This window comes from Ornithinibacillus sp. FSL M8-0202, from assembly GCF_037975285.1.
Taxonomy (GTDB): domain Bacteria; phylum Bacillota; class Bacilli; order Bacillales; family Amphibacillaceae; genus Ornithinibacillus; species Ornithinibacillus massiliensis.
Genome location: NZ_CP150248.1, coordinates 1,803,041 through 1,827,410, shown reverse-complemented (window position 1 = coordinate 1,827,410; position 24,370 = coordinate 1,803,041). Strand labels below are relative to the sequence as shown.

Below are 24,370 nucleotides of genomic sequence, written 5' to 3'. Positions count from 1 at the left end.
AAGCGAGGAACATTCATTGAAAATAAAAGAAATAATAATCGTCGAAGGAAAAGACGACACGACGAAAATAAAACTAGCAGTCGATGCGGATACAATCGAAACAAACGGATCGGCTATTAACCAAAAAACCATTCAACAAATTAAGCACGCAAAAGAAAAACGCGGTGTGATTATTTTTACCGATCCAGATTATCCGGGAGAACGTATCCGCCATATTATTGACCAAGCTGTTCCAGGGTGTAAACACGCATTCCTAACGCAAGATAACGCCCGTGCGAAGCATCCTAATAACAAGAGCTTAGGAATTGAGCATGCATCCGTAGAGGCCATTAGAAAGGCATTAGCGGATGTCTATGAGCTAGCCGACATCGAACAAACAGATATTACGAAAGAAGATTTAATGAACTATCGGTTAATCGGAGGGCCTGGATCAAGCAAGCGACGGGAACGACTTGGTGAATTATTACAAGTTGGCCATACGAATGGAAAACAATTACTCAAACGCCTTACGATGTTTCAAATTTCAAAGGCACAGTTAGAAGAAGCGATGGAAAAGATAGAGCAGGAGGACATTCATGGATAAGAAATATATTGCCACACCAATAAAGACTAAAGAGATTTTACAAAAATATCACTTCACCTTTAAAAAGAGCCTCGGACAGAACTTCTTAATTGATGTGAATGTGCTCAAAAATATTATTGGCCATGCAGGAATCGATAAGACGGCAGGAACGATGGAAATTGGCCCGGGTATTGGCGCATTAACAGAACAACTAGCTATCCACTCAGATAAGGTCGTAGCTTTTGAAATTGATGGCCGTCTCTTACCGATTTTGGATGATACGCTATCCGACTATAATAATATTCGAATTGTACATCAAGATATTCTGAAAGCAAATGTGCATGACGTGATTAAAGAGAACTTTCAGGAGAATCAGCCTATCCATATCGTGGCTAATCTACCGTACTACATTACGACGCCAATCTTAATGAAGCTACTCCGGGAACGTTTACCTGTTGAAAGTATCACCGTTATGATCCAAAAGGAAGTAGCGGATCGAATGGCTGCACAGCCTAATACGAAAAGCTATGGCTCCTTAACCATAGCGATACAGTACTATACAGAGGCTAAGGTTGTAATGAATGTGCCGAAAACCGTATTCATGCCACAGCCAAATGTCGATTCTAGCATCTTGCAGCTTGTCACGCGAAGCAAGCCACCGGTAGAGGTGGAGGATGAGGATTACTTTTTCACACTTGTCCAAGCCTCATTCGCACAACGTAGAAAAACATTACGAAATAACCTCACTAGCCATTTCAAAGGAATATTGGATAAAGACGAGATTAATGAGCAGCTTGAAGCAATTGGAATTGATGGAACAAGACGTGGCGAATCACTGGATATGCAAGAATTTAGTATTTTAGCGAACGCTTTTTATAAGCTACAGCATCAAAATAGCTAGGTGTCCTTACGAGGGCACCTTTTTATATAGCTTTAAAGCACGTATAAGGCATCTTACTCATAGTCTATATAGGAGAATGCTTTCATGTACATGGAGGCTGTGAGGTGTATATATGAAGCGTAGAGTAGTAGGTGAACTAGTTACAAGGAAATCCTATCATCATGATTTGTTATTTCGGGTTTCATCCATCAAGCAGGATAAAGCAATCTTACATGGAGAAGATATACGTTTAGAAGCAGATGCACCATTAGAGGATTTAACTAAAGTAGAAGAACGAGATTTAGAAAAAAGAAGACAAAAGGGAAAAGAACAGGAAGAGTTTTCCTATCGGTTGTTTCGTCAGGATTATCAGTTGATGAAGGAAAAGCGTGATTATCAATCAACAGACGGTTATCAATATGCAGATTACTTTCAATTGCCAGCGAAAGTATTACATCTAGATGGAGATCAAAACTACCTGCGAAAATGTATTAGTCTCTATCAACGGTTAGGGTTACAAGTACATGGGGTTCATTTGAACGAAAAGGAAATGTCTTTTCATATTCAGACCTTAATTGAAAAGATCCAACCAGATATCATTGTCATTACCGGTCATGATTCCTTTTCAAAAAGCAAAGGGGCTAAACAGGATATACGAGCCTATCGCCATTCAAAATATTTTGCAGAAACCGTTAGAGAAGCAAGAAAGGTTGTTCCACACCTTGATCAATTAGTTATCTTTGCAGGGGCATGTCAGTCCCATTTCGAATCCTTAATTCGGGCCGGAGCGAATTTTGCAAGTTCTCCTCACCGTATTAATATCCATGCATTAGATCCAGTTTATATCGCGGCTAAGATAGCCTATACACCTTTTATGGAAAAGGTGAGTGTATGGGATGCGCTACGTAATACGATGACAGGTGAAAAGGGGATGGGCGGAGTAGAGACAAAAGGATTGCTTCGTACGGGGTTACCCTATTTAACAGATGATGAGGAATCGAGCGAATCGATACCAATGGAATAAAGATAGAATCGAGGTTGGGACAAAACGAAAACAAAGGTAATAAAAAACAAACAATCACTACATTAGCCCCGGAAATATACGGAGACTCCTGTGGGAGGAAAGGGCACGGCTGAGACCCCGGAAGAGCTCTAGCTCTGAGGAGGCTCACCAGCCGCCCACTAACCGCAAGTATATTTTTTCGGGGCGGATTTGATGCGCTAACTTTCATGTTCGGTTTATCCGACGTTAGAGATAGTTTTGTCCCAGCATCTTTACGTTATATGCAAAAAAATATACATAATATGTCAACATTTTGTCATAATAATATCAATAAGTGGAATTTACTTGTTGACAGGAAAAAACGTATCTTGTTATAATATAAGATTTTCTTTGACTTTTAAACAAGCATATGGTATAGTTAACTTACAGTGAGGTGGAGTGTATTGGCTAAAACATTAACAGAAATTAAGCAAGGTCTCGAGTGTCAAATTGGAAAGCGATTAACGTTAAAAGCTAATGGTGGCAGAAGGAAGACAATTGAAAGAACGGGAATTTTAGCAGAAACGTACCCTTCTGTATTTATCGTTGAACTTGATCAAGATGAGAATGCTTTCGAACGTGTTTCATACAGCTATGCAGACGTACTTACAGAAACAGTAGAATTAAACTTCAATGATGAACATACTAAAGCAATGTTTTTAGATCAGTAGCCCAATGGTTTACTGATCTTTATTTTTTGTATATAATTATTAGACAATTTGAAAAAGTTTTCGGGGGGGATGAATGGTGAGCTTAATCGAGAATGGTACGGTGCAGGAGATTTGGGAAGAGATTGAGTTGAAATTACAGGAGAACCCAGATCCGTACGCTACAATAAAGGCTACATACGAAATTCACATTACCGATGAGGTAGTTAGTTATCAATTGAAATTTGAGAATGGGGAATTCTCTATTTTGCCAACGACTGCCTCGAACCCAGATTGTACACTAAAAATGAAAAACGCTATATTTAGAAAATTTCTGGCGGGTAACCTAAATAGTATGACTGCTTTTATGACGGGTAAGTTAAAAGTGGATGGGAATATTGGGTTAGCTCTTAAGCTAGAGAGTTTGTTAAAGGAATATCAATTTTAGCAAGATTTTCCCTTGGTTTCCTAGATATAACTTGTCTAATCCAATGATTGCTACAAATAATAAACATGTCGTAACAGGTTATAACACGAAAGGGGTTGTTCTTCTTTGGGTAGACGTGGGATTATGTCAGACCAACTAAAAGAAGAAATTGCAAAAGAGTTAGGCTTTTACGACACGGTTCAAAAAGAAGGCTGGGGCGGTATTAAGGCAAGGGATGCCGGGAACATGGTAAAGCGAGCAATTGAAATAGCCGAGCAAAATTTACAGGGCAGATCATAATCGATCTGCTCTTTATATATGGACATAGAATCCGTAAATAGAACAAGTCGCAACCGATTTTAATATATGTTACAATTTCCATACATGAAAAAAGTAGGTGACGGAGATGACTCACTTTGAGAAAGCGCCTGCCAAAATCAATCTATCTCTTGATGTTTTGCGAAAACGTGAGGATGGTTATCATGATGTGGAAATGGTTATGACGACGGTTGATTTAGCAGATCGAATTGAGTTAAATACCTTGGAGGAAGATCGAATCGAAGTTTCTTTATGGAGTAGATATGTTCCAAACGATGAACGGAATTTAGCCTATAAGGCAGCTAAGGCATTTAAACAAAAATATAATATAAACAAAGGGGTACATATTAAAATTGAAAAGGTTATCCCAGTTTCTGCAGGGCTTGGCGGAGGCAGTACGGATGCTGCGGCTGTATTAAGAGGCTTGAACCATTTATGGAATATGGACATTCCTATTGAGCAACTAGCAGAGCTTGGATCAACCTTGGGATCAGATATACCTTTTTGTGTCTATGGTTCAACGGGTATTGCTAAAGGCTTCGGGGAAATCATTGAACCACTGCCATCACCACCCCCGTTTTGGGTGGTATTAGCTAAGCCAGATATTGGTGTCTCAACACGAACGATTTTTCAACGTGTAAAAATGGACGAGATTATTCACCCTAATACCAATCAGGTAGTGGAAGCATTATATGAAAAGGACTTTAACAAGCTATGTCAGAATATCGGTAACTCACTAGAAGCTATCACCACCGCATTACATCCTGAGGTGCTACGTATTAAAGAAAAGATGCTCCAAGCGGGTGCGTCCGGTGTATTAATGAGCGGTAGTGGTCCTACAGTATATGGCTTAGTAGAACAACAAAGTAAAGCACAACGAATCTATAATGGAATGAAGGGCTTTTGCCAGGAAGTGTATTTAGTTCGATTAATCGGCTGAGGTGCTTGCTAAATGCGTATGATGGTGGTATATTTATATGAAATAATTCGGTTTTAGAGGTGAAATCATGAAAAGAAGTGGGAGATTAGTTGCAATAACAAACTATTTTCTAGAAAATCCGAGAGTTCATAAAAATCTGCCATCATTTGCAGAAAAGTATAAAGCCGCAAAAGCATCCATCAGTGAAGACCTAGACATCATTGATCAAATGTTTCGAGCGGAAGGATTAGGACATTTAAAGCGCATAGCAGGATCAGCTGGAGGCGTCATGTATATTCCAGAGTCCCCTATGGAAAAGGGAATGGAATTTGTTGATCAGTTATGTGAACGACTGAAAGATCCAGATCGAATATTACCCGGTGGTTATCTTTATATGAGTGATTTATTAGGAGAACCTCACACAGTTCGTGAAATAGGGAGAATTTTTGCTTCTAACTTCTCCAAACTAGATATCGATGTTGTCGTAACGGTCGCAACCAAAGGTATCCCACTTGCATATGCGGTAGCTTCATTCTTGAATGTTCCTGTTGTTATTGTGCGAAGAGATCCTAAGGTAACAGAAGGCTCTTCAGTAAGCATTAACTATGTTTCTGGCTCTTCCAGAAAAATTCAAACAATGGTCTTACCGAAGCGTAGCTTGGAAGAAGGGTCTAATGTATGCATTATTGATGACTTTATGAAAGCAGGCGGAACGATTAACGGTATGGTAAGTCTATTAAAAGAGTTTAACACGAATGTGAAGGCAATTGGAGTTCTGGCTGAAGCGGATGATGAAGAAGAAGAACGAGTTGTGAATGATTATATGTCACTAGTAAAAATATCGAATGTTGATATTAAAGAAAACTTCATTTCTGTACAGCGTGGTAATTTTATATAGGGTAAAGAAGACTTTTCCTAGTTAGGGAGGTCTTTTTTTAATGGTGTGAATCAGCTAAATGTAGCTTTCGAGTATAGGCTTCTTTTCTACGAGACCTAGTAAAACCCCTAATTTTTTACTTTTTGTGTAAATTATTAAACTTTTTTCAAATATAAGCAGGAATTTTTAATTTTTTGTAGAATTTAATAACTAACTCAAAGACGAAAAGGTGGTGAATCAGCATGGAAGTAACTGACGTAAGATTACGCCGTGTCAATACGGAAGGTAGAATGCGTGCTATCGCATCTATTACGTTAGATCAGGAATTTGTAGTTCATGATATCCGAGTAATTGATGGGAATAATGGACTATTTGTAGCAATGCCATCTAAACGCACTCCTGATGGTGAATTCAGAGATATCGCACATCCGATTAACTCTAATACGAGAGCAAAGATCCAAGATGCCGTATTAGAAGAATATCGCCGTGCAGGTGAAGAAGTGGAATTTGAGGAAGCAGGAGCTTCCTAGAAATGAAACCCTTTTCAACAAGAGGTCTAATCTCCAAAGGATTAGCCTTCTTTTTTTGTTCCCCAACGAATAATTCCTCAGGACGTACTAGTCAGGCTCATCCTCCTGTGTAAGGGTTATCCATCGAATACATCTCTTTTTTGATTTACAACGAGTCAAAATAGTCCCTCTGGTTCGCTTTCAATTGGTTGAAATTAGCCTTTTTTTAGGATATAGTCAAAATGGATATTTATTAGAAGCATTGATGAAAACATCGATTATAGATATTGGAGGCTACCCTCATGAAGAAGCGTTATGCAATTATACTTGCAGCAGGACAAGGTACGAGAATGAAATCCAAGCTATATAAAGTACTTCATCCCGTATTAGGTAAGCCTATGGTACAGCATGTGCTGGAACAAGTAAAGGCAGTAGGATTAGAGGAAGTTGTAACCGTTGTTGGATTTGGTTCAGATAAAGTGAAAGAACATCTCGGCAATGATTCAAAGTTTGCTTTACAAGAAGAGCAGCTAGGTACTGGACATGCTGTGATGCAAGCGGAAGAATTATTGAAGGATAAAGAAGGTACTACCATCGTTGTATGTGGAGATACCCCATTAATTACGAAGGAAACCTTTGAGCAGTTATTTGAACATCATGAAAAAGAAGGCTCGAAGGCTACGATTCTAACCGCTAAAGCCCCTAACCCATTTGGATATGGGAGAGTAATCCGTAATGACCAAAATGAAGTGGAACGAATTGTAGAGCATAAGGATGCAAGTCCAGAGGAACTACAGGTCGATGAAATTAATACAGGAACGTTTTGCTTTGATAATAAAGCATTATTTGACGCATTAAAAGACGTCTCAAATGATAATTCCCAAGGTGAATATTATTTAACAGATGTAATTGAAATCCTTAAGAAAAAGTCGGAAAAAGTAAGTGCTTATATGATGCCTAACTTTGATGAAACACTAGGTGTCAATGATCGTGTTGCGTTAGCACAAGCTGAAAAAACGATGAAACGTCGTATTAATGAATATCATATGCGCAATGGCGTGTCTATCATTGATCCGGAGAATACATATATTCAGTCGGATGTTGTGATTGAATCCGATGTTGTGATTTACCCAGGAACCATGATAGGTGGTAAATCCATCATACGGGAGAATGCTATTATTGGTCCTAATAGTGAAATTCACAACTGTGAAGTAGGTGAAGGTACAGTAATTAAGCAAAGTGTGGCAACAGACAGTAAAATTGGCGCACGGGTAAATATTGGTCCTTTTGCTCATATTAGACCGGATGCTAATATAGGTGATGGAGCAAAAATTGGTAACTTTGTCGAAATTAAAAAAGCCGAATTAGGTGAAGGAAGCAAAGTATCCCATTTGAGCTATATTGGTGATGCAAAAGTCGGAAGTAATGTTAATATTGGTTGTGGTACAATTACAGTAAACTATGATGGCAAAAATAAGTATTTAACGACTATCGAAGATGATGCATTTATTGGCTGTAATTCGAATCTAATTGCCCCAGTAACCATTGGCAAAGGATCTTATGTTGCTGCAGGCTCGACCATCACAAAGGATGTTCCTTCAGATGCATTGTCTGTTGCTCGAGCAAGACAATCAAATAAAGAAGGATATGCATCACGATTAAAGAACAGATTGAAAGAAAATAAATAACGGAGGGGTATCTTCATGTCTCAATACCAGAACTCAAATATGAAAGTTTTTTCACTTAATTCAAACCGGAAGCTTGCAGAGGAAATTGCAGAGCATATCGGCATTTCTTTAGGAAAATGTACGGTAACATCGTTTAGTGATGGCGAAATTCAAATTAACATCGAGGAAAGTGTTCGTGGATGTGATGTTTATGTTGTGCAATCAACAAGTTCACCAGTAAACCAACATCTAATGGAATTACTTATTATGCTAGATGCACTAAAACGTGCTTCTGCTAAAACGGTTAATGTGGTAATGCCTTACTATGGTTACGCAAGACAAGATCGTAAAGCACGTGCAAGAGAGCCAATCACGGCTAAGCTAATTGCGGATTTAATCGAAACTGCAGGAGCTGATCGTGTTATTACACTTGATTTACACGCACCTCAAATTCAAGGCTTCTTTGATAGCCCAATTGACCACTTACAAGGTGTACCATTACTATCCGATTATTTTGAAGCAAAAGACATTGATGATATTATTGTCGTTTCACCAGATCATGGTGGTGTAACAAGAGCAAGAAAAATGGCTGACCGTCTTAAAGCACCAATCGGTATTATTGATAAAAGAAGACCACGTCCAAATGTTGCCGAGGTTATGAACATTATCGGAAATATTGAAGGAAAAACAGCTATTTTAATTGATGATATCATTGATACGGCTGGTACCATTACATTAGCTGCTAATGCCTTAATTGAACAAGGGGCAAAAGAAGTGTATGCATGCTGTACACATCCGGTATTATCTGGTCCAGCAATTGAACGTATTCAAAACTCACAAATTAAAGAATTGGTTATTACAAATTCCATTCCATTACCGGAAGAGAAGAATATAGAGAACATTACCCAATTGTCTGTTGCACCTCTTATCGGGGAAGCAATTATCCGTGTACATGAGGAACAATCCGTTAGTATTTTGTTTGATTAATGTTTAAGCGAATAGTTTTAAGGGGAATATACTATATTAGATAAATGATTTAGCTCTACAACCTGCATATACGAGAAAGTTGTCAGTACTAGATGATATACTAGTTTTTCGAGTGGAAGGATGATATGGATGTCAGTAACCTTAAATGCTATGAAACGAGAAGATCATACAAAGTCGACAACAAAACAACTGAGAGAAAATGGACAAGTTCCGGCAGTTGTTTATGGGAAAGAGAATGGCTCTAAATCAATATCTGTAGATAGTATAACCTTACTTAAAACCGTTCGAGATGAAGGGAAAAATGCTGTCATATCACTGCAAATCCAAGGGGAATCACCTTTGGATGTTATGCTACATGATTATCAAACAGATAAAATAACAGATGATCTCTTACATGCAGACTTTTATGTGGTGAATATGTCACAGGAATTGGAGACAACTGTACCAGTTCGTTTGGTTGGAGAACCAGAGAACGGTGTCGTACAACAACCGCTATACGAAGTAAATGTACGAGCAACTCCAAACCATATTCCGAACGAAATTACAGTAGACATCTCGAATAAAAGTATCGGCGATATTGTCACAGTAGCGGAGATTGGAGAATCATCGACCTATCAAGTAACAGATGATCCAGAGACAGTAGTTGCAAGTGTACTTGCCCCTACGACAAATGCCGATATGGAAGGCCAAGAGGAAACAGGTGAAGAACCAGAATTCACTGGAGAAGCACAATCAGAAGCTAACGAAGAATAACATCCAATTCATATGAAAACTATACAAAACAACGAGGCTGGGACAAAACTAAAACAAAGGTAATAAAAAACGAACAATCACCACATTAGCCCCGGAAATATACGGAGACTCCTGTGGGAGGAAAGGCATCGGTGAGACCCCTGGGGAGCGTTAGCTCTGAGGAGGCTCATCAGCCGCCCGACGGTAAAGTAGACACTGCGATGGTCTTTTCGAGCAGATGTCACCCCTGTACAGGAAGTAACCGCAAGTATATTTCCGGGGCGGGTCTGATGCGCTAACTGTCATGTTCGGTTTATCCTATGTTAGAAATAGTTTTGTCCCAGCCTCGATTGTTGTATTTGTTATGAAAGAGAGCCTACATGGGATGAAGGTTTTACGTTAGCGCATCCTAACGGTAAATAACTGTATGGTTAAGTAGGTGTTCAAAAGACACTACGAGCCTGTATAGATAGATTAAATACTAAAAAAGGAAGAAATAATATGAAATGTATTGTCGGTTTAGGAAACCCGGGGAAGAAATATCAAAATACTCGGCATAATATCGGTTTTATGGTGATAGATGAATTAGTGGCACGTCATAACCTAGATCTTAACAAGACGAAATTTAAAGGGCTTTACACGATTACAACCTTGAAAGGGGAAAAGGTGTTACTGCTTGAACCACAAACCTATATGAACCTTTCAGGAGAATCACTTCGGCCGTTAATGGAATACTACGATATTGAGTTAGAAGACGTCCTCGTAATCTATGATGATTTAGACTTACCAACTGGAAAAATCCGATTACGACAAAAAGGTGGTCACGGCGGTCATAATGGCATCCGCTCTATTATTGATCAACTGGGCACGAGAGATTTTAAACGAATCAGATTAGGCGTAGGTCGCCCGGTATCACCTATACCAGTAGTTGACTATGTACTAGGTGCATTTCCAAAAGAGGAAGAAGCACTAGTAAAAGAAAGCATTACAAATGCAGCTAATGCATGTGAAAAATGGTTGGAGCAATCGTTTGAAGAAGTTATGAATGAATTTAATGCTCTCTGAGTAAGATAAATAAAGTGAAATCATGTTCAAGGAAAAGTTAGCTTCTAGAACGTGTAACACATAAGGGATAATTTGATTCTACTCGTATAAAATATCTCTTTTCGGATAAACCTATTAACTAATCATGTGTTTATTCGAGGAGGTACTTCTATGGCTATTGTCTATACTTGTAGACATTGCGGGCTAAAACTCGGTGAATTAACAGAACAAGTTGTCGATACTACCGTGTTAGGTTGGAATAAGCTAACAGATGAGGAAAAAAGAGAAATGATCCAGTACAAAGAGAACGGAGATGTTCAAATTCATGCAATTTGTGAGAATTGCCAAGAATCGTTAGGACATCATCCAGAATATCATGAATTAGATTATTTTATCCAATAGCATATGGAGTGCAAAGCTTTGGTTCTTAACCAAGGCATTTTTGCGCTTTTATTTAGTAGATTTTTAAATGCTATTAATTTAGTAAGATATCGTGCTTGAAGGGGAAGTCATAATGGGGGTTTTGATGTGAAGGCTTTTAATCAATATTTACAATCACAAAAGGATGTACAATCTATTATAGATGGCGTAGAAGGCGGCTTGAAGGAACAGTTAGTTGCTGGTTTATCTGGTTCTGCTAGAAGTATGCTAGTTTCAGCTGTTGAGGCATCGCTTCATCGCCCAATACTGCTTATTACCTATCAATTGGTACAGGCACAACAATTATATGATGACTTAACTGCATTTTTAGATGAGGACCAGGTACATTTATATCCAGTAAATGAACTAATAGCAACGGAAATTGCAATCGCAAGTCCAGAGCTACGCAGCAGCAGAATTGAAGCATTGACGAAGTGGTCTAACCAAAAATCAGGTGTATTAATTGCGCCTGTAGCTGCCTTAAAACGGATATTACCCCCAATAGAATATTGGAGTAAGTATCAATTATTATTTAGAGAAGGAGAAGAAATTACAATCGACTCCTATCTTAGCTCTTTAGTCGATATGGGATATGAACATGCCTCCATGGTAACAGCTCCTGGTGAGTTCAGTAGACGTGGCGGAATTATTGATGTGTATCCAGTAACAGAGCCACACCCAATCCGAATCGAACTATTTGATGAAGAAGTGGATTCGATTCGATATTTTGATGCAGATTCACAGCGTTCTATGGACCGTTTACAGGAGGTAACCGTAGGACCAGCAACCGAATTACTTGTAACAAATGAAGATATTCTTCGAGGTGCGGAGCGATTAGAGGATGCCTTTTCGAAAACGCTAAAAAAGATCACGACTAAAGAAGGAAAGGAAGCATTAGTAGATGCCATTGAAGGGGATATTGAACGATTAAAAAATCTCGAGCATTATCCTGAAATGCATAAGTATATCGGTTACTTCTATGATCGTCCTGCTAGTTTATTAGATTATTTACCGCATAATGGTTTAATCATACTCGATGAAATGAGTAGAATTCAGGAGACAGCGACCAATTTAGACCATGAGGAAGCAGAATGGTACAGTAGTTTATTGGAAGCAAATAAGATGGTTATGGATAGTAAGTTTTCGTTTGATTGGCATACCATTTGGGGCAGGATGAATGCAACACGTATTTACATGTCTGTGTTCCTACGGCATATTCCAAACACAAACCCGCAAAACATTGTCAATCTTTCATCGAGAGCGATGCAAGATTTTCACGGGCAAATGCATTTATTTAAAAATGAGTTAAAGCGGTGGGAAAAGGGTGATTACTCCGTTGTTGTAATTGTGCCAAATAAAAATCGGGCTGAAAAGGTCCAATCCATTTTGGATGATTACGACATTGAAGCAGCGATTTCAGATCACATACAGTTACCGGTGGAAATGCCTACTATCATCGTTGGGAATATAACAAGTGGTATTGAGTTACCAATGCATAAGCTCGCTGTCATTACAGAGAATGAGCTCTTTAAGAAACAGACGAAGCGCTCTAGGAAGAAACAAAATATCTCTAATGCAGAACGTATCCAGAACTACCAAGAACTTAAGGTAGGCGATTATGTCGTTCATACGAACCACGGAATTGGCCGTTATTTAGGGATTGAAACGTTAGAATTACAAGGTAAGCATAAGGATTATATGCTAATTAAATACTCTGGTGATGATAAGCTATTCGTTCCAATTGAGCAGATTGATTTAGTGAAGAAATATGTCGGTTCAGAAGGAAAAGAACCGAAGCTATATAAATTAGGTGGCAGTGATTGGACAAAAGTAAAACGAAAAGTACAGTCCTCTGTAGAGGATATTGCTGATGATCTAATAAAGCTTTATGCAGAAAGAGAATCTCGCAAAGGATATGCTTTTTCACCAGATGGAGAAATACAACGTGAGTTTGAGGCATCCTTCCCGTACCAAGAAACAGAGGATCAATTACGTTGTATTGAAGAAATCAAACAAGACATGGAAAAAGAAAGACCAATGGATCGACTGCTTTGTGGAGATGTAGGTTATGGGAAAACCGAGGTTGCTATTCGTGCTGCCTTTAAAGCGGTCTCAGACGGTAAGCAAGTAGCGATTCTAGTACCGACCACGATCTTAGCACAACAGCATTATGAAACGATTCGTGAAAGATTCCAGGACTACCCAATTAACATTGGATTATTAAGTAGATTTAGAACACCCAAGCAACAAAAGGAGACGATTGAGGGCTTAAAACGTGGCGTAGTGGATGTCGTAATCGGAACACATCGCCTTCTTTCCAAAGATGTTGTCTATCATGACCTAGGGTTATTAATTGTCGATGAAGAGCAACGTTTTGGCGTGAAGCACAAAGAGAAAGTAAAACAGATGAAGACGAATATTGATGTGTTAACCTTAACCGCAACCCCAATACCGCGTACCCTTCATATGTCCATGCTAGGGGTTCGTGATTTGTCTGTTATCGAAACACCACCAGAAAACCGCTTTCCAATCCAAACCTATGTCATGGAATATAATCCGGTGCTAATTCGAGAAGCGATTGAAAGAGAGATGGCTCGTAATGGTCAAGTATTTTTCTTGTACAATCGTGTAGAGAACATTGATAAGATGGCTCGCGATATTGGCATGTTAGTTCCAGAGGCTCGCGTTACCTTTGCTCATGGTCAAATGAATGAGACCGAGCTAGAGAACGTGATGTTTGGATTTTTAGAAGGGGAATTTGATGTTCTTGTCAGCACAACCATTATTGAAACTGGTGTTGACATACCGAACGTGAATACGTTAATTGTCTATGATGCTGATCGCATGGGGCTTAGTCAGCTCTACCAGCTAAGAGGAAGGGTAGGACGCTCTAATCGCGTGGCCTATGCATACTTCACTTATAAGAAAGACAAAGTTCTCAATGAAGTGGCGGAGAAGCGACTACAAGCTATAAAAGAATTTACTGAACTAGGCTCAGGCTTCAAGATTGCCATGCGTGATTTATCGATACGTGGTGCAGGGAATTTACTCGGATCCCAGCAGCATGGATTTATTGATTCTGTCGGATTTGATATGTATAACCAAATGCTAACGGAAGCAATCGAGGCAAGAAAACAAGGGAAAGAAATTGAGGATGTTAAGCCATTTGATCCAGAATTAAACTTGTCAATCGATGCGTATATTCCGGATACCTATATTGAAGATGAAAGACAGAAAATCGATATGTATAAACAGTTCCAGACCATATCGTCAAAAGAAGACATACAAGATTTACAGGACGAGTTACTCGATCGTTTTGGTGAATTTCCTACTGAGGTGGAAAATCTATTTATTGTTTCAGAGCTCAGATGGTTAGCTAAACGAGAGCGAATCGAATCCATTACGGAGAAAAGCAATAAAATGGAATTACTTGTATCGGACGAGAGAAGCAAGCTAGTAGATGGTGCGAAAGTATTTGAACTGGCGAATGAATATGGGAGAGAAATTTTATTAGGAACCGAGCAAACGAAACTAAAGGTTATTTATCGTTTCTCAAGAGATTCCTCCTTCACTCGATACGATACAATAAAAGATTTTATTGGTAAAATGGATAAAATTAATCGCTAAGTACAATAAATGGTATTTCATGTATAGTTCTTCCAAGATGATTCATACTACTAAAACACAACTGGAGAATTTCTCATGACAGATAATAAGCATGAAGTTGTGTACGTACCGGTTATGAGCAACCTTTGCATCCTAACCAACATTTTATAACCGTACGAGTGACATAATAGGCTTAGCTTCTATATTTGGCACGAGAAATCATCATAAGAAAGCGAGGCTTCTTTAATGAAAGCAACAGGAATTGTACGACGGATTGATGATTTAGGTAGAGTAGTCATCCCGAAAGAAATCAGAAGAACTTTACGAATTCGTGAAGGAGACCCATTAGAAATATTCATTGATCGTGAAGGCGAGGTTATTCTAAAGAAATACTCACCAATCAATGAATTAGGCAATTTTGCCACAGAATATGCCCAAGCGCTATTCGATTCTCTTCATCACCCAGTATTTATTTGTGATCGTGATGAAATCATTGCGGTAGCAGGAGAATCGAAAAAAGATTACTTAAACAAAAACATTGGACCTAAAATCGAAAAGGCAATTGAGAGTAGACTGCAAACACTGGAAACCGATGCAAGTACATTAGAATTACTTCCGGGGAAAGAGGAAGAAGTAAACTCTTACTGTATCAGTACGATTATAGCAAATGGAGACCCGATTGGCTGTGTCGTCATGTTTTCACGTGACGGGGGTAAATTAAGTGAAGTGGAGCAAAAGGCATTAGAAACCGCATCTAGCTTTTTGGCGAAGCAAATGGAGTAAATTTTTTAAAAGAGTAAGAATTAGTTAGGAAGCAACTAATTTTTACTCTTTTTTTCATGTGAACAAGTCGGTTCCCTTTGTTTTGTAATACGTATGGTATAATGTAGTGGAATTTTACCAGCATGAGAATTGTAATAAAGGAAGTTATGGATAATGGAATCGAATAAATTTGTTAAGGGTGCTTTAATCCTTACATTAGCAGGAGTGATTAGTAAGGTATTAAGTGCAGGGTATCGAATTCCATTGCAAAACCTTACAGGCGATATAGGTTTTTATATTTATCAGCAAATCTATCCGATTATTGGTATCATTTTGATACTAGCTTTATATGGGTTTCCAACAGCTATTTCGAAGCTAACAGCAGAAACAGAAGACACTTCTATGAAGTATTTTATGCTTCCTATTTTGGCGATCCTGTTCGGAATATGTGGGGTATTTGCACTACTCTTATACATCAATGCGGATGAAATGGCGCTATTCGTAGGGGATGAACAGCTTACTACGGGATACCAAGTGGCAAGTCTACTATGGATTGTTATTCCTTTTACCGCATTGTTACGTGGAATATTTCAAGGAAAGTCCGAAATGAAATCAACTGCTTATTCCCAGCTCGGTGAGCAGCTTTCTCGTGTATCGATAATTATTGGGATTGCCTGCTTCATCGCTATATATGGAGTGGATGTCTACTGGGTGGGAATCTTTGCTGGGATTGCTGCTATCGTTGGATCTGTAGTTGCTTTTTTGATATTAATTATTTTCTTTGTAAAGAATAAGCCAGTGAAGAAGGGAACTGGTCCGGTTCCTTGGAAATACTATAGTAAAACCATTATCGTATATGGGTTTATTGCAGCATTAAGCCATATGATTTTGTTAATTATTCAATTTGCAGATTCATTTACCGTTGTACCTGGGTTAATCGAAAGTGGGTTATCAGATCAAGAGGCAATGGAAGCAAAAGGTGTATTTGATCGGGGGCAGCCACTGATACAAATTGGTGCTGTATTGGGCTCATCATTTGGCTTAGCCTTAATGCCGAGTATTACAAAGGGCATGCAGTCATTGGATCAAGCACCAATACGTGCCCATATTACAAGCTCATTAAAAATTAGCTTTTATTTAGCTTGGGGTGCAAGTATAGGATTAATCTTCCTATTTCCGGAAACAAACCGCTTATTATATCAGGACAATCAAGGCCAAATAGCGTTAATGATTCTGATGTGGGCGGTGCTTTTAAGTGCGATGGTGATAACTGCTAGCTCTATATTACAAGGACTAGGTTTTATTAAATGGACAGCATTATATATTGCAATGGCATTTATCGTAAAGTGGGTTATGAATACCTTACTCGTTCCGTATTGGGGCATTATAGGAAGTGCAATTGGTACAGTGGTTAGCCTGTTGTTTCTAGCCATCTGTACCATTAGAAAACTGAAGAAAAATAGCCATCATGTATTTTCTATCCATTGGAAGGCCTTTATGATAGCGAATAGTAGCATGGTTGCCTTTTTAGTCTTTGCTGATTGGCTTCTTCCGACAGAATCCTTCTCTAGATTGGCATTGCTTTTCACAGTATTAATGCTATCGGGAGTTGGAGCTGTAATCTATTTCGTTTTATTAGTGCGATTTAAGGCGTTTACGGATAAGGAAATGGAGCTTATACCGTTTGGAAAGAGATTGACAGGACGTTAAAGGAGGTCTATCGATGAGTAAAAAAATTGAAGTAATCGGCCTTGGGGCAGGGGATATAAATCAGCTACCACTTGGCATTTATCGTAAGCTAACAAAGGAGAACACGGTTCTTTATGCACGAACACTAGATCACCCAGTAATAGAATCGTTACAAAAAGAAGGTGTCCAGTTTATTTCATTTGATTCTTTATATGAGCAGAATCAGGAGTTTGCATCGGTTTATCAAGAGATTGTTCGTGTTCTTTTAGAAAAGGCAAAAGAAAATTCATTAATTTATACCGTACCAGGCCATCCTATGTTAGCAGAAAAGACCGTTCAGCTATTGTTAGAGCAAGATGAAGTAGAAGTGGACATTATTGGGGGTCAAAGCTATTTAGATGCATTATTTACCTCCTTACAAATAGATCCAATCGATGGATTCCAATTTGTTGATGCAACTGGATTTGAACGAAGCCAGCTCGTTTATCAGCACCATCTTGTATTTTGTCAGGTATACGATCGCTTTACCGCCTCTGAGGTGAAGCTAGCGTTATTAGAGGATTTACCACCGGACTATGAGATTACCATTATTGATGCAGCAGGAAGTGATCAGGAGAAAAAGGTAACTATTCCATTAGAGGAATTAGATCATTCTGTAGAAGTTAGTAACTTAACGAGTGTATATGTTCCACCGGCACCGAAGCAGTTATTAAATCATACCTTCAATCGACTTAGAGAAGTAATTGCTACGTTAAGAGGACCAAATGGATGTCTATGGGACAAAGAGCAGACCCATGAATCATTAAGAGAATATGCGATAGAAGAAGTGTATGAGCTAATTGATGCAATCAATGAGGAAGATGACGAAGGAATTGTCGAGGAACTGGGAGATGTACTCTTGCAAATCATGCTTCATAGCCAGATTGGTGAAGATGATGGGTATTTCACGATCGATGATGTTATTCAATCCATCACCGATAAAATGATTCACCGCCATCCCCATGTTTTTTCCAATGAAACAGTCGATTCTGTTGATGATGTCTTGACCAATTGGGAGGCATTAAAGCGAGTGGAAAAAGGAGAAACACGGAAGTCGATATTAGCTGGTATACCAAAAGCTCTACCAGCCCTACTAAAAGCCTATAAATTGCAAAAGAAGGCAGCAAAAGTAGGGTTTGATTGGGATCAAGCAGCGGATATTTGGGACAAGCTTGATGAGGAAATAAAAGAAGTACAAAAGGCCATTGAAGCGGATGATAAAGTGGAAATAGAAAAAGAATTTGGTGACGTACTATTTGTACTAGCCAACTTAACAAGATATTATAAAGTAAATCCAGAGAATGCCCTAAGCCTGACGAACCAGAAGTTCATCGAACGCTTTTCCTATATAGAGCAACAATTACAAGAAAAAGGCTTCGATATAATGGAAACTAGTTTAGAAGAAATGGATTACTATTGGAATCAAGCAAAGGAAAGAGAGTGAGATCATTGCGTTTAGATAAATTTTTGAAGGTATCTCGTTTAATTAAAAGAAGAACATTAGCAAAAGAAGTAGCCGACCAAGGTAGAATCACGATTAACGGTAATCAGGCTAAAGCTTCTTCAACTGTAGCAGTAGGGGATACGTTACAAATACGGTTCGGTCAAAAACTAGTAACGGCTGAGGTTACATCATTAAAAGAAACCGTACGAAAAGATGAAGCTAGTATGCTTTATAGAATTGTAAAAGAAGAAAAAATCGAATCAGAGTAGTTCTATACTTGTCCCTCCTTTCATAAGTTATTAGTGATAAGGAGGAAGCGGATATGAATTATTATGAAAAAGAAAATAGTACAAGAGTACAACAGCAAGATCATCAATTAAAACTGAATAATCGTAGACTATTAGAAATTACTGGTGTAAAAGAAGTGGATAGTTTTGATAATGAAGAATTTCTGCTAGAAACTGTGATGGGATATCTTATCATTCGTGGTCAAAACCTCCAGTTAAAAAATCTAGATGTTGGCGAAGGTGTTGTCTCCATTAAAGGGAAGATTTATGAGATGTCCTATGTAGATGAACATCACCAGGAGAAGGCTAAAGGATTCTTTAGCAAGCTATTCCGATGACACTTAGTGTCCAATTTTTAACCATGGTTTCCATGATAGGTGGAGGCCTTTATCTTGGTATGGCATTAGATACCTTTCGCCGATTCCATAAGCACTGGAAACAGAATGTGTTTTTAGTGTATGTGATGGAAGTAAGCTTTTGGCTCACCCAGATGTTTATTTTATATTTTATTTTATTTCAAGTAAACGCCGGGGAGCTACGATTGTATGTTTTCGCTGCATGTTTTTTAGGGTTTGCGGCATATCAAGTATTTGCCGCAAAGCTCTATAAACGCGTATTGGAAAGTCTAATTATCCTGGTTAATAAAATTTATCAAGTTGTTCGTAGTCTAGTAAATGGATTATTTATTACGCCAATAAAATATATCGTGAAGATAATCATAGCTAGCATACTTTTCCTCTTTAATATGATTATGCTAGTTTTGGGCTTTATTATAAAATGCCTCTTTATACCGATAAAATGGGTTTTGATGAAGATATACCAGCTACTACCTAAAAAGTTCAAATTATTTTTACACCATTTAGCAGGATTTTATAGTAAAATACAGAATATATGTAGAAAAGGCTTAAGGTATATCACATCAAAGAGGAGGTGACGCTATGCAAAAGAAGAAAACAGTGACGAAACTGAACTCTCAATATATGGAGCAATACGATGCGCATGTAGAAAGACAGAAGCGGAAAAAGAAAAGACTTGTTCGCAGGCTGGTTCTTTTTATGACGCTTATCGCATTCATTGCTGGCAGCATGGCGGTCTATCACTTTCAACAACGAACCTTACATACGGAAAAAATGGAAGAATATAAGCAGTTACAAGAAGAACTAGCAGACTTAGAACAAAAAGAGAAGAAGTTCAAAGAAGAGATTCAATTACTGAATGATGAGGATTATATTCTAGAGATAGCACGTACGAAATACTTCCTATCAAAGGAAGGAGAGCTAATTTTTAAAACTCCGGATGAGGACTCGTCTTATTGACACACTTTTACTGGCTTCGCTATAATATATAAGTAAAGTATTTTAATTTCTTAAGGAGGAGCATTTTTTTTATGTCAATTGAAGTAGGCAGCAAGCTGCAAGGTAAGGTAACCGGTATCACTAATTTTGGGGCTTTTGTTGAGCTTGGTGAAGGAACAACAGGACTTGTTCATATTAGTGAGGTTGCCGACAATTATGTCAAAGACATTAATGAACACCTTTCTGTTGGTGATCAAGTAGAGGTTAAAGTAATTAATGTTGAAAAAGATGGTAAGATTGGTTTATCCATAAAGAAAGCAAAGGAAAAGAAGCCAGTCCGTCAAAATCCTAGAGAACGTACGGAAACATTCGAAGCTAAAATGAACCGTTTTCTCAAGGACTCTGAAGATCGCCTAGCCTCTTTGAAGAAGCACACAGAATCCAGACGTGGAGGTCGAGGTGCTAAAAGAGGATAGTAGATGCTGTCTACCAGATAATGCTCTAGAATTTTTATCATATAGGTTAGTTACGAAAAAATAGCTATCATCAAGGTAGCTATTTTTTTTATGTATGTACACCAAAAAATGATTCATCGTGTGGGAAGTAAAAGCACCGTGTAGAGTGGATGCGGGCTAGTTGGTTTAAAGTAAAAAACCTGTTATCAAAAGAGATAACAGGTTTTTTAAAATGATAGCGGCGGAGGGGATCGAACCCACGACCTCACGGGTATGAACCGTACGCTCTCGCCAGCTGAGCTACGCCGCCATATAATCTATATTAAGTTGATGTCAAAGACGATTTCTTTGAGTCAACAAAAATCATCATACAATACGTTTCGATTCATGTCAATATTTTTAATTAAAGAGGATATTTTCAGATAATGTCGAATATATTAGCAAAACGACATGAAATGAGGTGAAAACAGGTGAAGGCACATCATGAAGTATTATTTAACCAGCTGCATGCATACCGAAAAGAAACATTACGACTAGTCGAGGAGTTGACAGAGGAAGAAGCAAACATGATACCAGAGGGGTTTCATAACAATATTAGATGGAACTTAGGTCATATTTATTTAGATCAATACCTTTGGATCTATGCTTTAACCAAAGAAACATCTGAAGAGACGAATCAATTAAATCAATGGTTTGGTTTTGGGACTAATCCTAATAACTTTACCGAGGAAACACCTAATCTAGCAGAATTAAAGGAACGATTAACGTATCAAATTACCGATATTAAAGCGAAATATGAAGAGCGACTAGAAGAAGAATTCCCTCCAACCGAAATGGGCATGTACACCATCGAACAAGTCCTAACCCGAACCATCTACCACGAAGGGCTACATACTACCGCTATACAATATCTAAAACGGTTTATAAACCAATACTAAGTCTATGTATTTGCAAAAAAAGAATCTCGTATCTGACGTGATTCTTTTTTATTTGCCAATTTAAGAATGGATTATTCACTAGTCATTCGCCTTCTATTCTAGTAACAAACCTACAAGAAATCCCTTGTTATAGGCGCTGGCGGTCTATGACAAAAACGACACAGCAATATAAGGAATATGTAGAATCACCCATCACCCACTAGATTTCAGTCGAACGATTTTTAAAATCTATCCTCTTCTTTTGACAAAAAAAAATAACCTTTTATGGTTTACTGTTATGAAAGAACACCTGTCCATAATGAGTATATGTATATAATCCCTCAAGTTAGAACAAAAAAATGAAATAAATAAACCGTCAAAGAGGAGTGGTTGAATGGAATCGGTAACTAGAGTCCAGACAAAAGCAATTGAAGTAGAGAGCACATTCTTGGAAAACATAAAAATGAAATTATATACACAAGGGAAAAAAATCTTACTGGATCACGGATTATTATTTGTGCTGGTAGGTTTTTTACTCGGACGAGCTGTTATTCTATCGGTGGTCTCCCCCTTCGCAGTAGCCTTTTTAGCAACCTTATGGCTAATGCATAAGGATAAAGCCGCTAAAACACTCTTAGCAACCATGATTGGTGCATTTACTATATCGTTAACGCATGGTGTATTTGTCGGTATTTCCCTATTTTTCTTCATCATTATTTCTACTATCTTTCAAAACGTGAAAAGTGAACAAATTAAAATTCCTATATTTGTGTTTCTTGCAACTGTTGCACCAAGAATCTTCTTATATTCTATTTATGGACAGCTTACTTCTTATGAATGGATGCTAATACTAGTAGAGGGAGTACTTGGAACAGTATTAGTCCTAATCTTTATGCAAAGTGTCCCATTGCTTTCCAAAAGAAGGTATCGGCCAACCTTAAAAAATGAAGAAATTGTCTGTATGATAATTTTAATTGCCTCCATTCTAACCGGAACAGTCGGATGGGAGCTTTATGGCGCATCTATTGAACAAGTTTTATCACGATATTTTGTCTTATTATTTGGCTTTGTAGGTGGAGCGGCCATTGGATCTACCGTTGGGGTTGTGGCAGGGTTAATTTTATCGCTAGCAAATGTAGCGAACTTATATCAAATGAGTTTACTAGCCTTTTCTGGTTTACTCGGAGGTCTATTAAAAGAAGGAAAAAAAATAGGTGTTGGAGCAGGTCTATTAGTCGGAACATGTTTGGTAGGAATTTATGGCGATTCTAGTTCATTAATTCCTTCCTTAATGGAGTCATCAGTCGCTATCCTATTATTTTTACTTACGCCAGGTAGCTGGTTTAAACAATTATCACGATACATTCCGGGGACAGAGGAGCATGCCAATGAACAGCAACAATACTTGCAGAAGGTCCGCAATGTAACCGCTAAACGTGTAGAGCAATTTTCCGAGGTCTTTGAGGCGTTATCCAAAAGCTTTAGCTCGGCGGAAAATTACTCCCTTGAGGAAGAGGAATCGCAGCGAGAGACCGATTACTTCCTAAGTAATGTTACAGAAAAAACCTGTCAAACCTGCTTTATGAAAGAAAGGTGTTGGCAACAGCAATTCGACACGACATATTCGTTAATGGATATGCTGAAACAAAATGTTGAAACTGGAAATGAACCGAACAGAAAGGTTCTTCGAGAGTTTGAAAACCATTGTATTAAATCGCGAAAAGTAATCGATACGATGAAGGAAGAAATGTCCTATTTTGAAGCAAATCGCAAGCTAAGAAAGCAAGTGGTGGAGAGTAAGAAGCTTGTTGCCGAACAGCTTCAAGGAGTATCCGATGTGATGGAGGACTTTGCTAAAGAAATTTTAAAGGAACGGGAGCACCATGAAAAACAAGAAATACAAATTGTCCATGCACTAAAATCGATTGGAATTGAACTAGAGAAACTAGATGTCTATCGATTAGATAAAGGAAACGTTGATATTGAAATAACAGCCCTATTCTATGATTATCGCGGCGAGGGAGAAAAATTAATTGCCCCAGTTTTATCGGATATTTTAAATGAGACGATTGTTGTCAAAGAGGAGGATATTTCGCCGTTTCCAAATGGTTATTCCTTCCTTGCATTTGGCTCGGCAAAGGAATATACGGTAGAAACTGGTGTCGCCCACGCAGCAAAAGGTGGAGGTATTATTTCTGGAGATAGTTATACGATGATGGAGCTTGGAGAAGGAAAATATGCCATGGCCATCAGTGATGGCATGGGCAATGGTGTACGGGCTAATGAGGAGAGTAAAGAAACATTACGGTTATTACAACAAATACTCCAAACCGGTATCCCAGAAAAAGTTGCGATAAAATCAATCAATTCTATTTTAGCATTACGGACAACGGATGAAATGTTTGCAACCCTAGATTTAGCTGTGATTAACCTACATAATGCGTTTGTCCGCTTCCTAAAGATTGGGTCGACACCAAGCTTTGTCAAGCGTGGCGACCAGCTGTTAAAAATAGAGGCGAGCAACCTGCCAATGGGAATCATTAGGGAATTCGATGTTGATATTGTTAATGAACAATTACAGTCCGAGGATATCCTGATTATGATGAGTGATGGTATTTTTGATGGTCCTAAGCATGTCGAGAACACAGATGTTTGGCTGAAACGAAAAATCCGCGAGATGGAGACAGATCAACCGCAGGAGATAGCCGACCTTTTACTAGAAGAAGTGATTCGAACACGTTCCGGTGAAATAGAGGATGATATGACCGTGTTAGTTGCAAAGGTGAAAAAGAATGTTCCTCGTTGGGCGACGTTTCCAATCTACCAAACAGAGGCGCTCTAAATA

25 protein-coding genes and 1 tRNA gene are annotated in these 24,370 nt (G+C 38.4%); 25 read left to right on the top strand and 1 reads right to left on the bottom strand.

Features of this window, described 5'->3' with window-relative positions; all coding sequences use genetic code 11:
* Nucleotides 1-16: 16 nt before the first annotated feature.
* The 23 genes from rnmV to MKY78_RS09440 all read left to right on the top strand — a co-directional run bounded on the left by rnmV (nucleotide 17) and on the right by MKY78_RS09440 (nucleotide 20,629).
* Nucleotides 17-583 carry a ribonuclease M5 gene (rnmV, locus tag MKY78_RS09550; RefSeq protein ID WP_339217575.1) on the top strand — a complete coding sequence of 189 codons (567 nt, stop codon included), beginning with the start codon at nucleotides 17-19 and terminating at the stop codon, nucleotides 581-583.
* The gene (gene rsmA, locus MKY78_RS09545) at nucleotides 576-1,463 is read left to right on the top strand and encodes a 16S rRNA (adenine(1518)-N(6)/adenine(1519)-N(6))-dimethyltransferase RsmA (protein WP_339217574.1); all 888 of its coding nucleotides are present in this window, start codon (nucleotides 576-578) and stop codon (nucleotides 1,461-1,463) included. Before rnmV ends, rsmA begins: the two co-directional genes overlap by 8 nt.
* A gap of 112 nt (nucleotides 1,464-1,575) precedes the next feature.
* The gene (gene yabG / locus MKY78_RS09540; protein WP_339217573.1) at nucleotides 1,576-2,466 is read left to right on the top strand and encodes a sporulation peptidase YabG; all 891 of its coding nucleotides are present in this window, start codon (nucleotides 1,576-1,578) and stop codon (nucleotides 2,464-2,466) included.
* A 422-nt stretch (nucleotides 2,467-2,888) separates the two neighbouring features.
* The gene (locus tag MKY78_RS09535; protein ID WP_211740774.1) at nucleotides 2,889-3,155 is read left to right on the top strand and encodes a Veg family protein; all 267 of its coding nucleotides are present in this window, start codon (nucleotides 2,889-2,891) and stop codon (nucleotides 3,153-3,155) included.
* Nucleotides 3,156-3,231: 76 nt separating this feature from the next.
* Nucleotides 3,232-3,579, top strand: a complete 348-nt coding sequence (locus MKY78_RS09530) for an SCP2 sterol-binding domain-containing protein (RefSeq protein ID WP_339217570.1) — start codon at nucleotides 3,232-3,234, stop codon at nucleotides 3,577-3,579.
* A gap of 105 nt (nucleotides 3,580-3,684) precedes the next feature.
* The gene (locus tag MKY78_RS09525) at nucleotides 3,685-3,858 is read left to right on the top strand and encodes a small, acid-soluble spore protein, alpha/beta type (RefSeq protein WP_281413730.1); all 174 of its coding nucleotides are present in this window, start codon (nucleotides 3,685-3,687) and stop codon (nucleotides 3,856-3,858) included.
* A 106-nt stretch (nucleotides 3,859-3,964) separates the two neighbouring features.
* Nucleotides 3,965-4,816: a 4-(cytidine 5'-diphospho)-2-C-methyl-D-erythritol kinase gene (gene ispE / locus MKY78_RS09520; protein ID WP_339217568.1), complete on the top strand. Its 852-nt coding sequence runs from the start codon at nucleotides 3,965-3,967 to the stop codon at nucleotides 4,814-4,816.
* Between the two features lie 67 nt (nucleotides 4,817-4,883).
* Nucleotides 4,884-5,693: a pur operon repressor gene (gene purR, locus MKY78_RS09515; RefSeq protein WP_186871110.1), complete on the top strand. Its 810-nt coding sequence runs from the start codon at nucleotides 4,884-4,886 to the stop codon at nucleotides 5,691-5,693.
* A gap of 221 nt (nucleotides 5,694-5,914) precedes the next feature.
* Nucleotides 5,915-6,202, top strand: coding sequence for a septation regulator SpoVG (gene spoVG / locus MKY78_RS09510; RefSeq protein WP_047986264.1), 288 nt, complete (start codon nucleotides 5,915-5,917; stop codon nucleotides 6,200-6,202).
* Between the two features lie 281 nt (nucleotides 6,203-6,483).
* Nucleotides 6,484-7,869 carry a bifunctional UDP-N-acetylglucosamine diphosphorylase/glucosamine-1-phosphate N-acetyltransferase GlmU gene (gene glmU / locus MKY78_RS09505; protein ID WP_211740771.1) on the top strand — a complete coding sequence of 462 codons (1,386 nt, stop codon included), beginning with the start codon at nucleotides 6,484-6,486 and terminating at the stop codon, nucleotides 7,867-7,869.
* A 15-nt stretch (nucleotides 7,870-7,884) separates the two neighbouring features.
* Nucleotides 7,885-8,835, top strand: a complete 951-nt coding sequence (locus MKY78_RS09500; protein ID WP_281413729.1) for a ribose-phosphate diphosphokinase — start codon at nucleotides 7,885-7,887, stop codon at nucleotides 8,833-8,835.
* Between the two features lie 120 nt (nucleotides 8,836-8,955).
* A complete protein-coding gene (locus MKY78_RS09495) occupies nucleotides 8,956-9,588 on the top strand; it encodes a 50S ribosomal protein L25/general stress protein Ctc (RefSeq protein WP_339217564.1) in 633 nt (210 codons plus the stop codon).
* Between the two features lie 480 nt (nucleotides 9,589-10,068).
* On the top strand, nucleotides 10,069-10,632 hold the full coding sequence (pth, locus tag MKY78_RS09490; RefSeq protein ID WP_339217563.1) for an aminoacyl-tRNA hydrolase: 564 nt from the start codon (nucleotides 10,069-10,071) through the stop codon (nucleotides 10,630-10,632).
* A gap of 150 nt (nucleotides 10,633-10,782) precedes the next feature.
* Nucleotides 10,783-11,013, top strand: coding sequence for an anti-sigma-F factor Fin family protein (locus tag MKY78_RS09485; protein WP_211740769.1), 231 nt, complete (start codon nucleotides 10,783-10,785; stop codon nucleotides 11,011-11,013).
* Between the two features lie 126 nt (nucleotides 11,014-11,139).
* A complete protein-coding gene (mfd, locus tag MKY78_RS09480; RefSeq protein ID WP_339217562.1) occupies nucleotides 11,140-14,658 on the top strand; it encodes a transcription-repair coupling factor in 3,519 nt (1,172 codons plus the stop codon).
* A gap of 225 nt (nucleotides 14,659-14,883) precedes the next feature.
* A complete protein-coding gene (gene spoVT, locus MKY78_RS09475; protein ID WP_186871118.1) occupies nucleotides 14,884-15,420 on the top strand; it encodes a stage V sporulation protein T in 537 nt (178 codons plus the stop codon).
* Nucleotides 15,421-15,573: 153 nt separating this feature from the next.
* Entirely contained in the window at nucleotides 15,574-17,109 is a 1,536-nt protein-coding gene (locus MKY78_RS09470; RefSeq protein WP_339217559.1) for a polysaccharide biosynthesis protein, read from the top strand.
* A 13-nt stretch (nucleotides 17,110-17,122) separates the two neighbouring features.
* Entirely contained in the window at nucleotides 17,123-18,571 is a 1,449-nt protein-coding gene (mazG, locus tag MKY78_RS09465) for a nucleoside triphosphate pyrophosphohydrolase (protein WP_339217557.1), read from the top strand.
* 5 nt (nucleotides 18,572-18,576) lie between these two features.
* The gene (locus MKY78_RS09460) at nucleotides 18,577-18,840 is read left to right on the top strand and encodes an RNA-binding S4 domain-containing protein (RefSeq protein ID WP_339217555.1); all 264 of its coding nucleotides are present in this window, start codon (nucleotides 18,577-18,579) and stop codon (nucleotides 18,838-18,840) included.
* 53 nt (nucleotides 18,841-18,893) lie between these two features.
* The gene (yabP, locus tag MKY78_RS09455) at nucleotides 18,894-19,196 is read left to right on the top strand and encodes a sporulation protein YabP (RefSeq protein WP_186871122.1); all 303 of its coding nucleotides are present in this window, start codon (nucleotides 18,894-18,896) and stop codon (nucleotides 19,194-19,196) included.
* On the top strand, nucleotides 19,193-19,792 hold the full coding sequence (gene yabQ / locus MKY78_RS09450; protein WP_339217552.1) for a spore cortex biosynthesis protein YabQ: 600 nt from the start codon (nucleotides 19,193-19,195) through the stop codon (nucleotides 19,790-19,792). The genes yabP and yabQ overlap by 4 nt, the downstream gene beginning before the upstream one ends.
* 4 nt (nucleotides 19,793-19,796) lie before the next feature.
* The gene (locus MKY78_RS09445) at nucleotides 19,797-20,174 is read left to right on the top strand and encodes a septum formation initiator family protein (protein WP_339217550.1); all 378 of its coding nucleotides are present in this window, start codon (nucleotides 19,797-19,799) and stop codon (nucleotides 20,172-20,174) included.
* A gap of 71 nt (nucleotides 20,175-20,245) precedes the next feature.
* A complete protein-coding gene (locus tag MKY78_RS09440) occupies nucleotides 20,246-20,629 on the top strand; it encodes a S1 domain-containing RNA-binding protein (protein ID WP_186871125.1) in 384 nt (127 codons plus the stop codon).
* Nucleotides 20,630-20,844: 215 nt separating this feature from the next.
* On the opposite strand, the gene MKY78_RS09435 is transcribed toward MKY78_RS09440, so the two are convergent.
* Nucleotides 20,845-20,918: transfer RNA gene (locus tag MKY78_RS09435), tRNA-Met, on the bottom strand.
* Between the two features lie 160 nt (nucleotides 20,919-21,078).
* On the opposite strand from MKY78_RS09435, the gene MKY78_RS09430 reads away from it, so the two are divergent.
* Nucleotides 21,079-21,546, top strand: a complete 468-nt coding sequence (locus MKY78_RS09430) for a DinB family protein (protein WP_339217546.1) — start codon at nucleotides 21,079-21,081, stop codon at nucleotides 21,544-21,546.
* A 373-nt stretch (nucleotides 21,547-21,919) separates the two neighbouring features.
* Complete coding sequence (spoIIE, locus tag MKY78_RS09425; protein ID WP_211740766.1) at nucleotides 21,920-24,367, top strand: stage II sporulation protein E; 2,448 nt, start codon at nucleotides 21,920-21,922, stop codon at nucleotides 24,365-24,367.
* Nucleotides 24,368-24,370 lie beyond the last annotated feature (3 nt).

Excerpts from the sequence above, each read along its gene's own strand:
- rsmA (WP_339217574.1), top strand. The coding sequence starts at position 576 with ATGGATAAGAAATATATTGCCACACCAATAAAGACTAAAGAGATTTTA.
- yabG (WP_339217573.1), top strand. The coding sequence starts at position 1,576 with ATGAAGCGTAGAGTAGTAGGTGAACTAGTTACAAGGAAATCCTATCAT.
- ispE (WP_339217568.1), top strand. The coding sequence starts at position 3,965 with ATGACTCACTTTGAGAAAGCGCCTGCCAAAATCAATCTATCTCTTGAT.
- purR (WP_186871110.1), top strand. The coding sequence starts at position 4,884 with ATGAAAAGAAGTGGGAGATTAGTTGCAATAACAAACTATTTTCTAGAA.
- spoVG (WP_047986264.1), top strand. The coding sequence starts at position 5,915 with ATGGAAGTAACTGACGTAAGATTACGCCGTGTCAATACGGAAGGTAGA.
- glmU (WP_211740771.1), top strand. The coding sequence starts at position 6,484 with ATGAAGAAGCGTTATGCAATTATACTTGCAGCAGGACAAGGTACGAGA.
- MKY78_RS09500 (WP_281413729.1), top strand. The coding sequence starts at position 7,885 with ATGTCTCAATACCAGAACTCAAATATGAAAGTTTTTTCACTTAATTCA.
- MKY78_RS09495 (WP_339217564.1), top strand. The coding sequence starts at position 8,956 with ATGATATGGATGTCAGTAACCTTAAATGCTATGAAACGAGAAGATCAT.
- pth (WP_339217563.1), top strand. The coding sequence starts at position 10,069 with ATGAAATGTATTGTCGGTTTAGGAAACCCGGGGAAGAAATATCAAAAT.
- MKY78_RS09485 (WP_211740769.1), top strand. The coding sequence starts at position 10,783 with ATGGCTATTGTCTATACTTGTAGACATTGCGGGCTAAAACTCGGTGAA.
- spoVT (WP_186871118.1), top strand. The coding sequence starts at position 14,884 with ATGAAAGCAACAGGAATTGTACGACGGATTGATGATTTAGGTAGAGTA.
- MKY78_RS09470 (WP_339217559.1), top strand. The coding sequence starts at position 15,574 with ATGGAATCGAATAAATTTGTTAAGGGTGCTTTAATCCTTACATTAGCA.
- mazG (WP_339217557.1), top strand. The coding sequence starts at position 17,123 with ATGAGTAAAAAAATTGAAGTAATCGGCCTTGGGGCAGGGGATATAAAT.
- yabP (WP_186871122.1), top strand. The coding sequence starts at position 18,894 with ATGAATTATTATGAAAAAGAAAATAGTACAAGAGTACAACAGCAAGAT.
- yabQ (WP_339217552.1), top strand. The coding sequence starts at position 19,193 with ATGACACTTAGTGTCCAATTTTTAACCATGGTTTCCATGATAGGTGGA.
- MKY78_RS09445 (WP_339217550.1), top strand. The coding sequence starts at position 19,797 with ATGCAAAAGAAGAAAACAGTGACGAAACTGAACTCTCAATATATGGAG.
- MKY78_RS09440 (WP_186871125.1), top strand. The coding sequence starts at position 20,246 with ATGTCAATTGAAGTAGGCAGCAAGCTGCAAGGTAAGGTAACCGGTATC.
- spoIIE (WP_211740766.1), top strand. The coding sequence starts at position 21,920 with ATGGAATCGGTAACTAGAGTCCAGACAAAAGCAATTGAAGTAGAGAGC.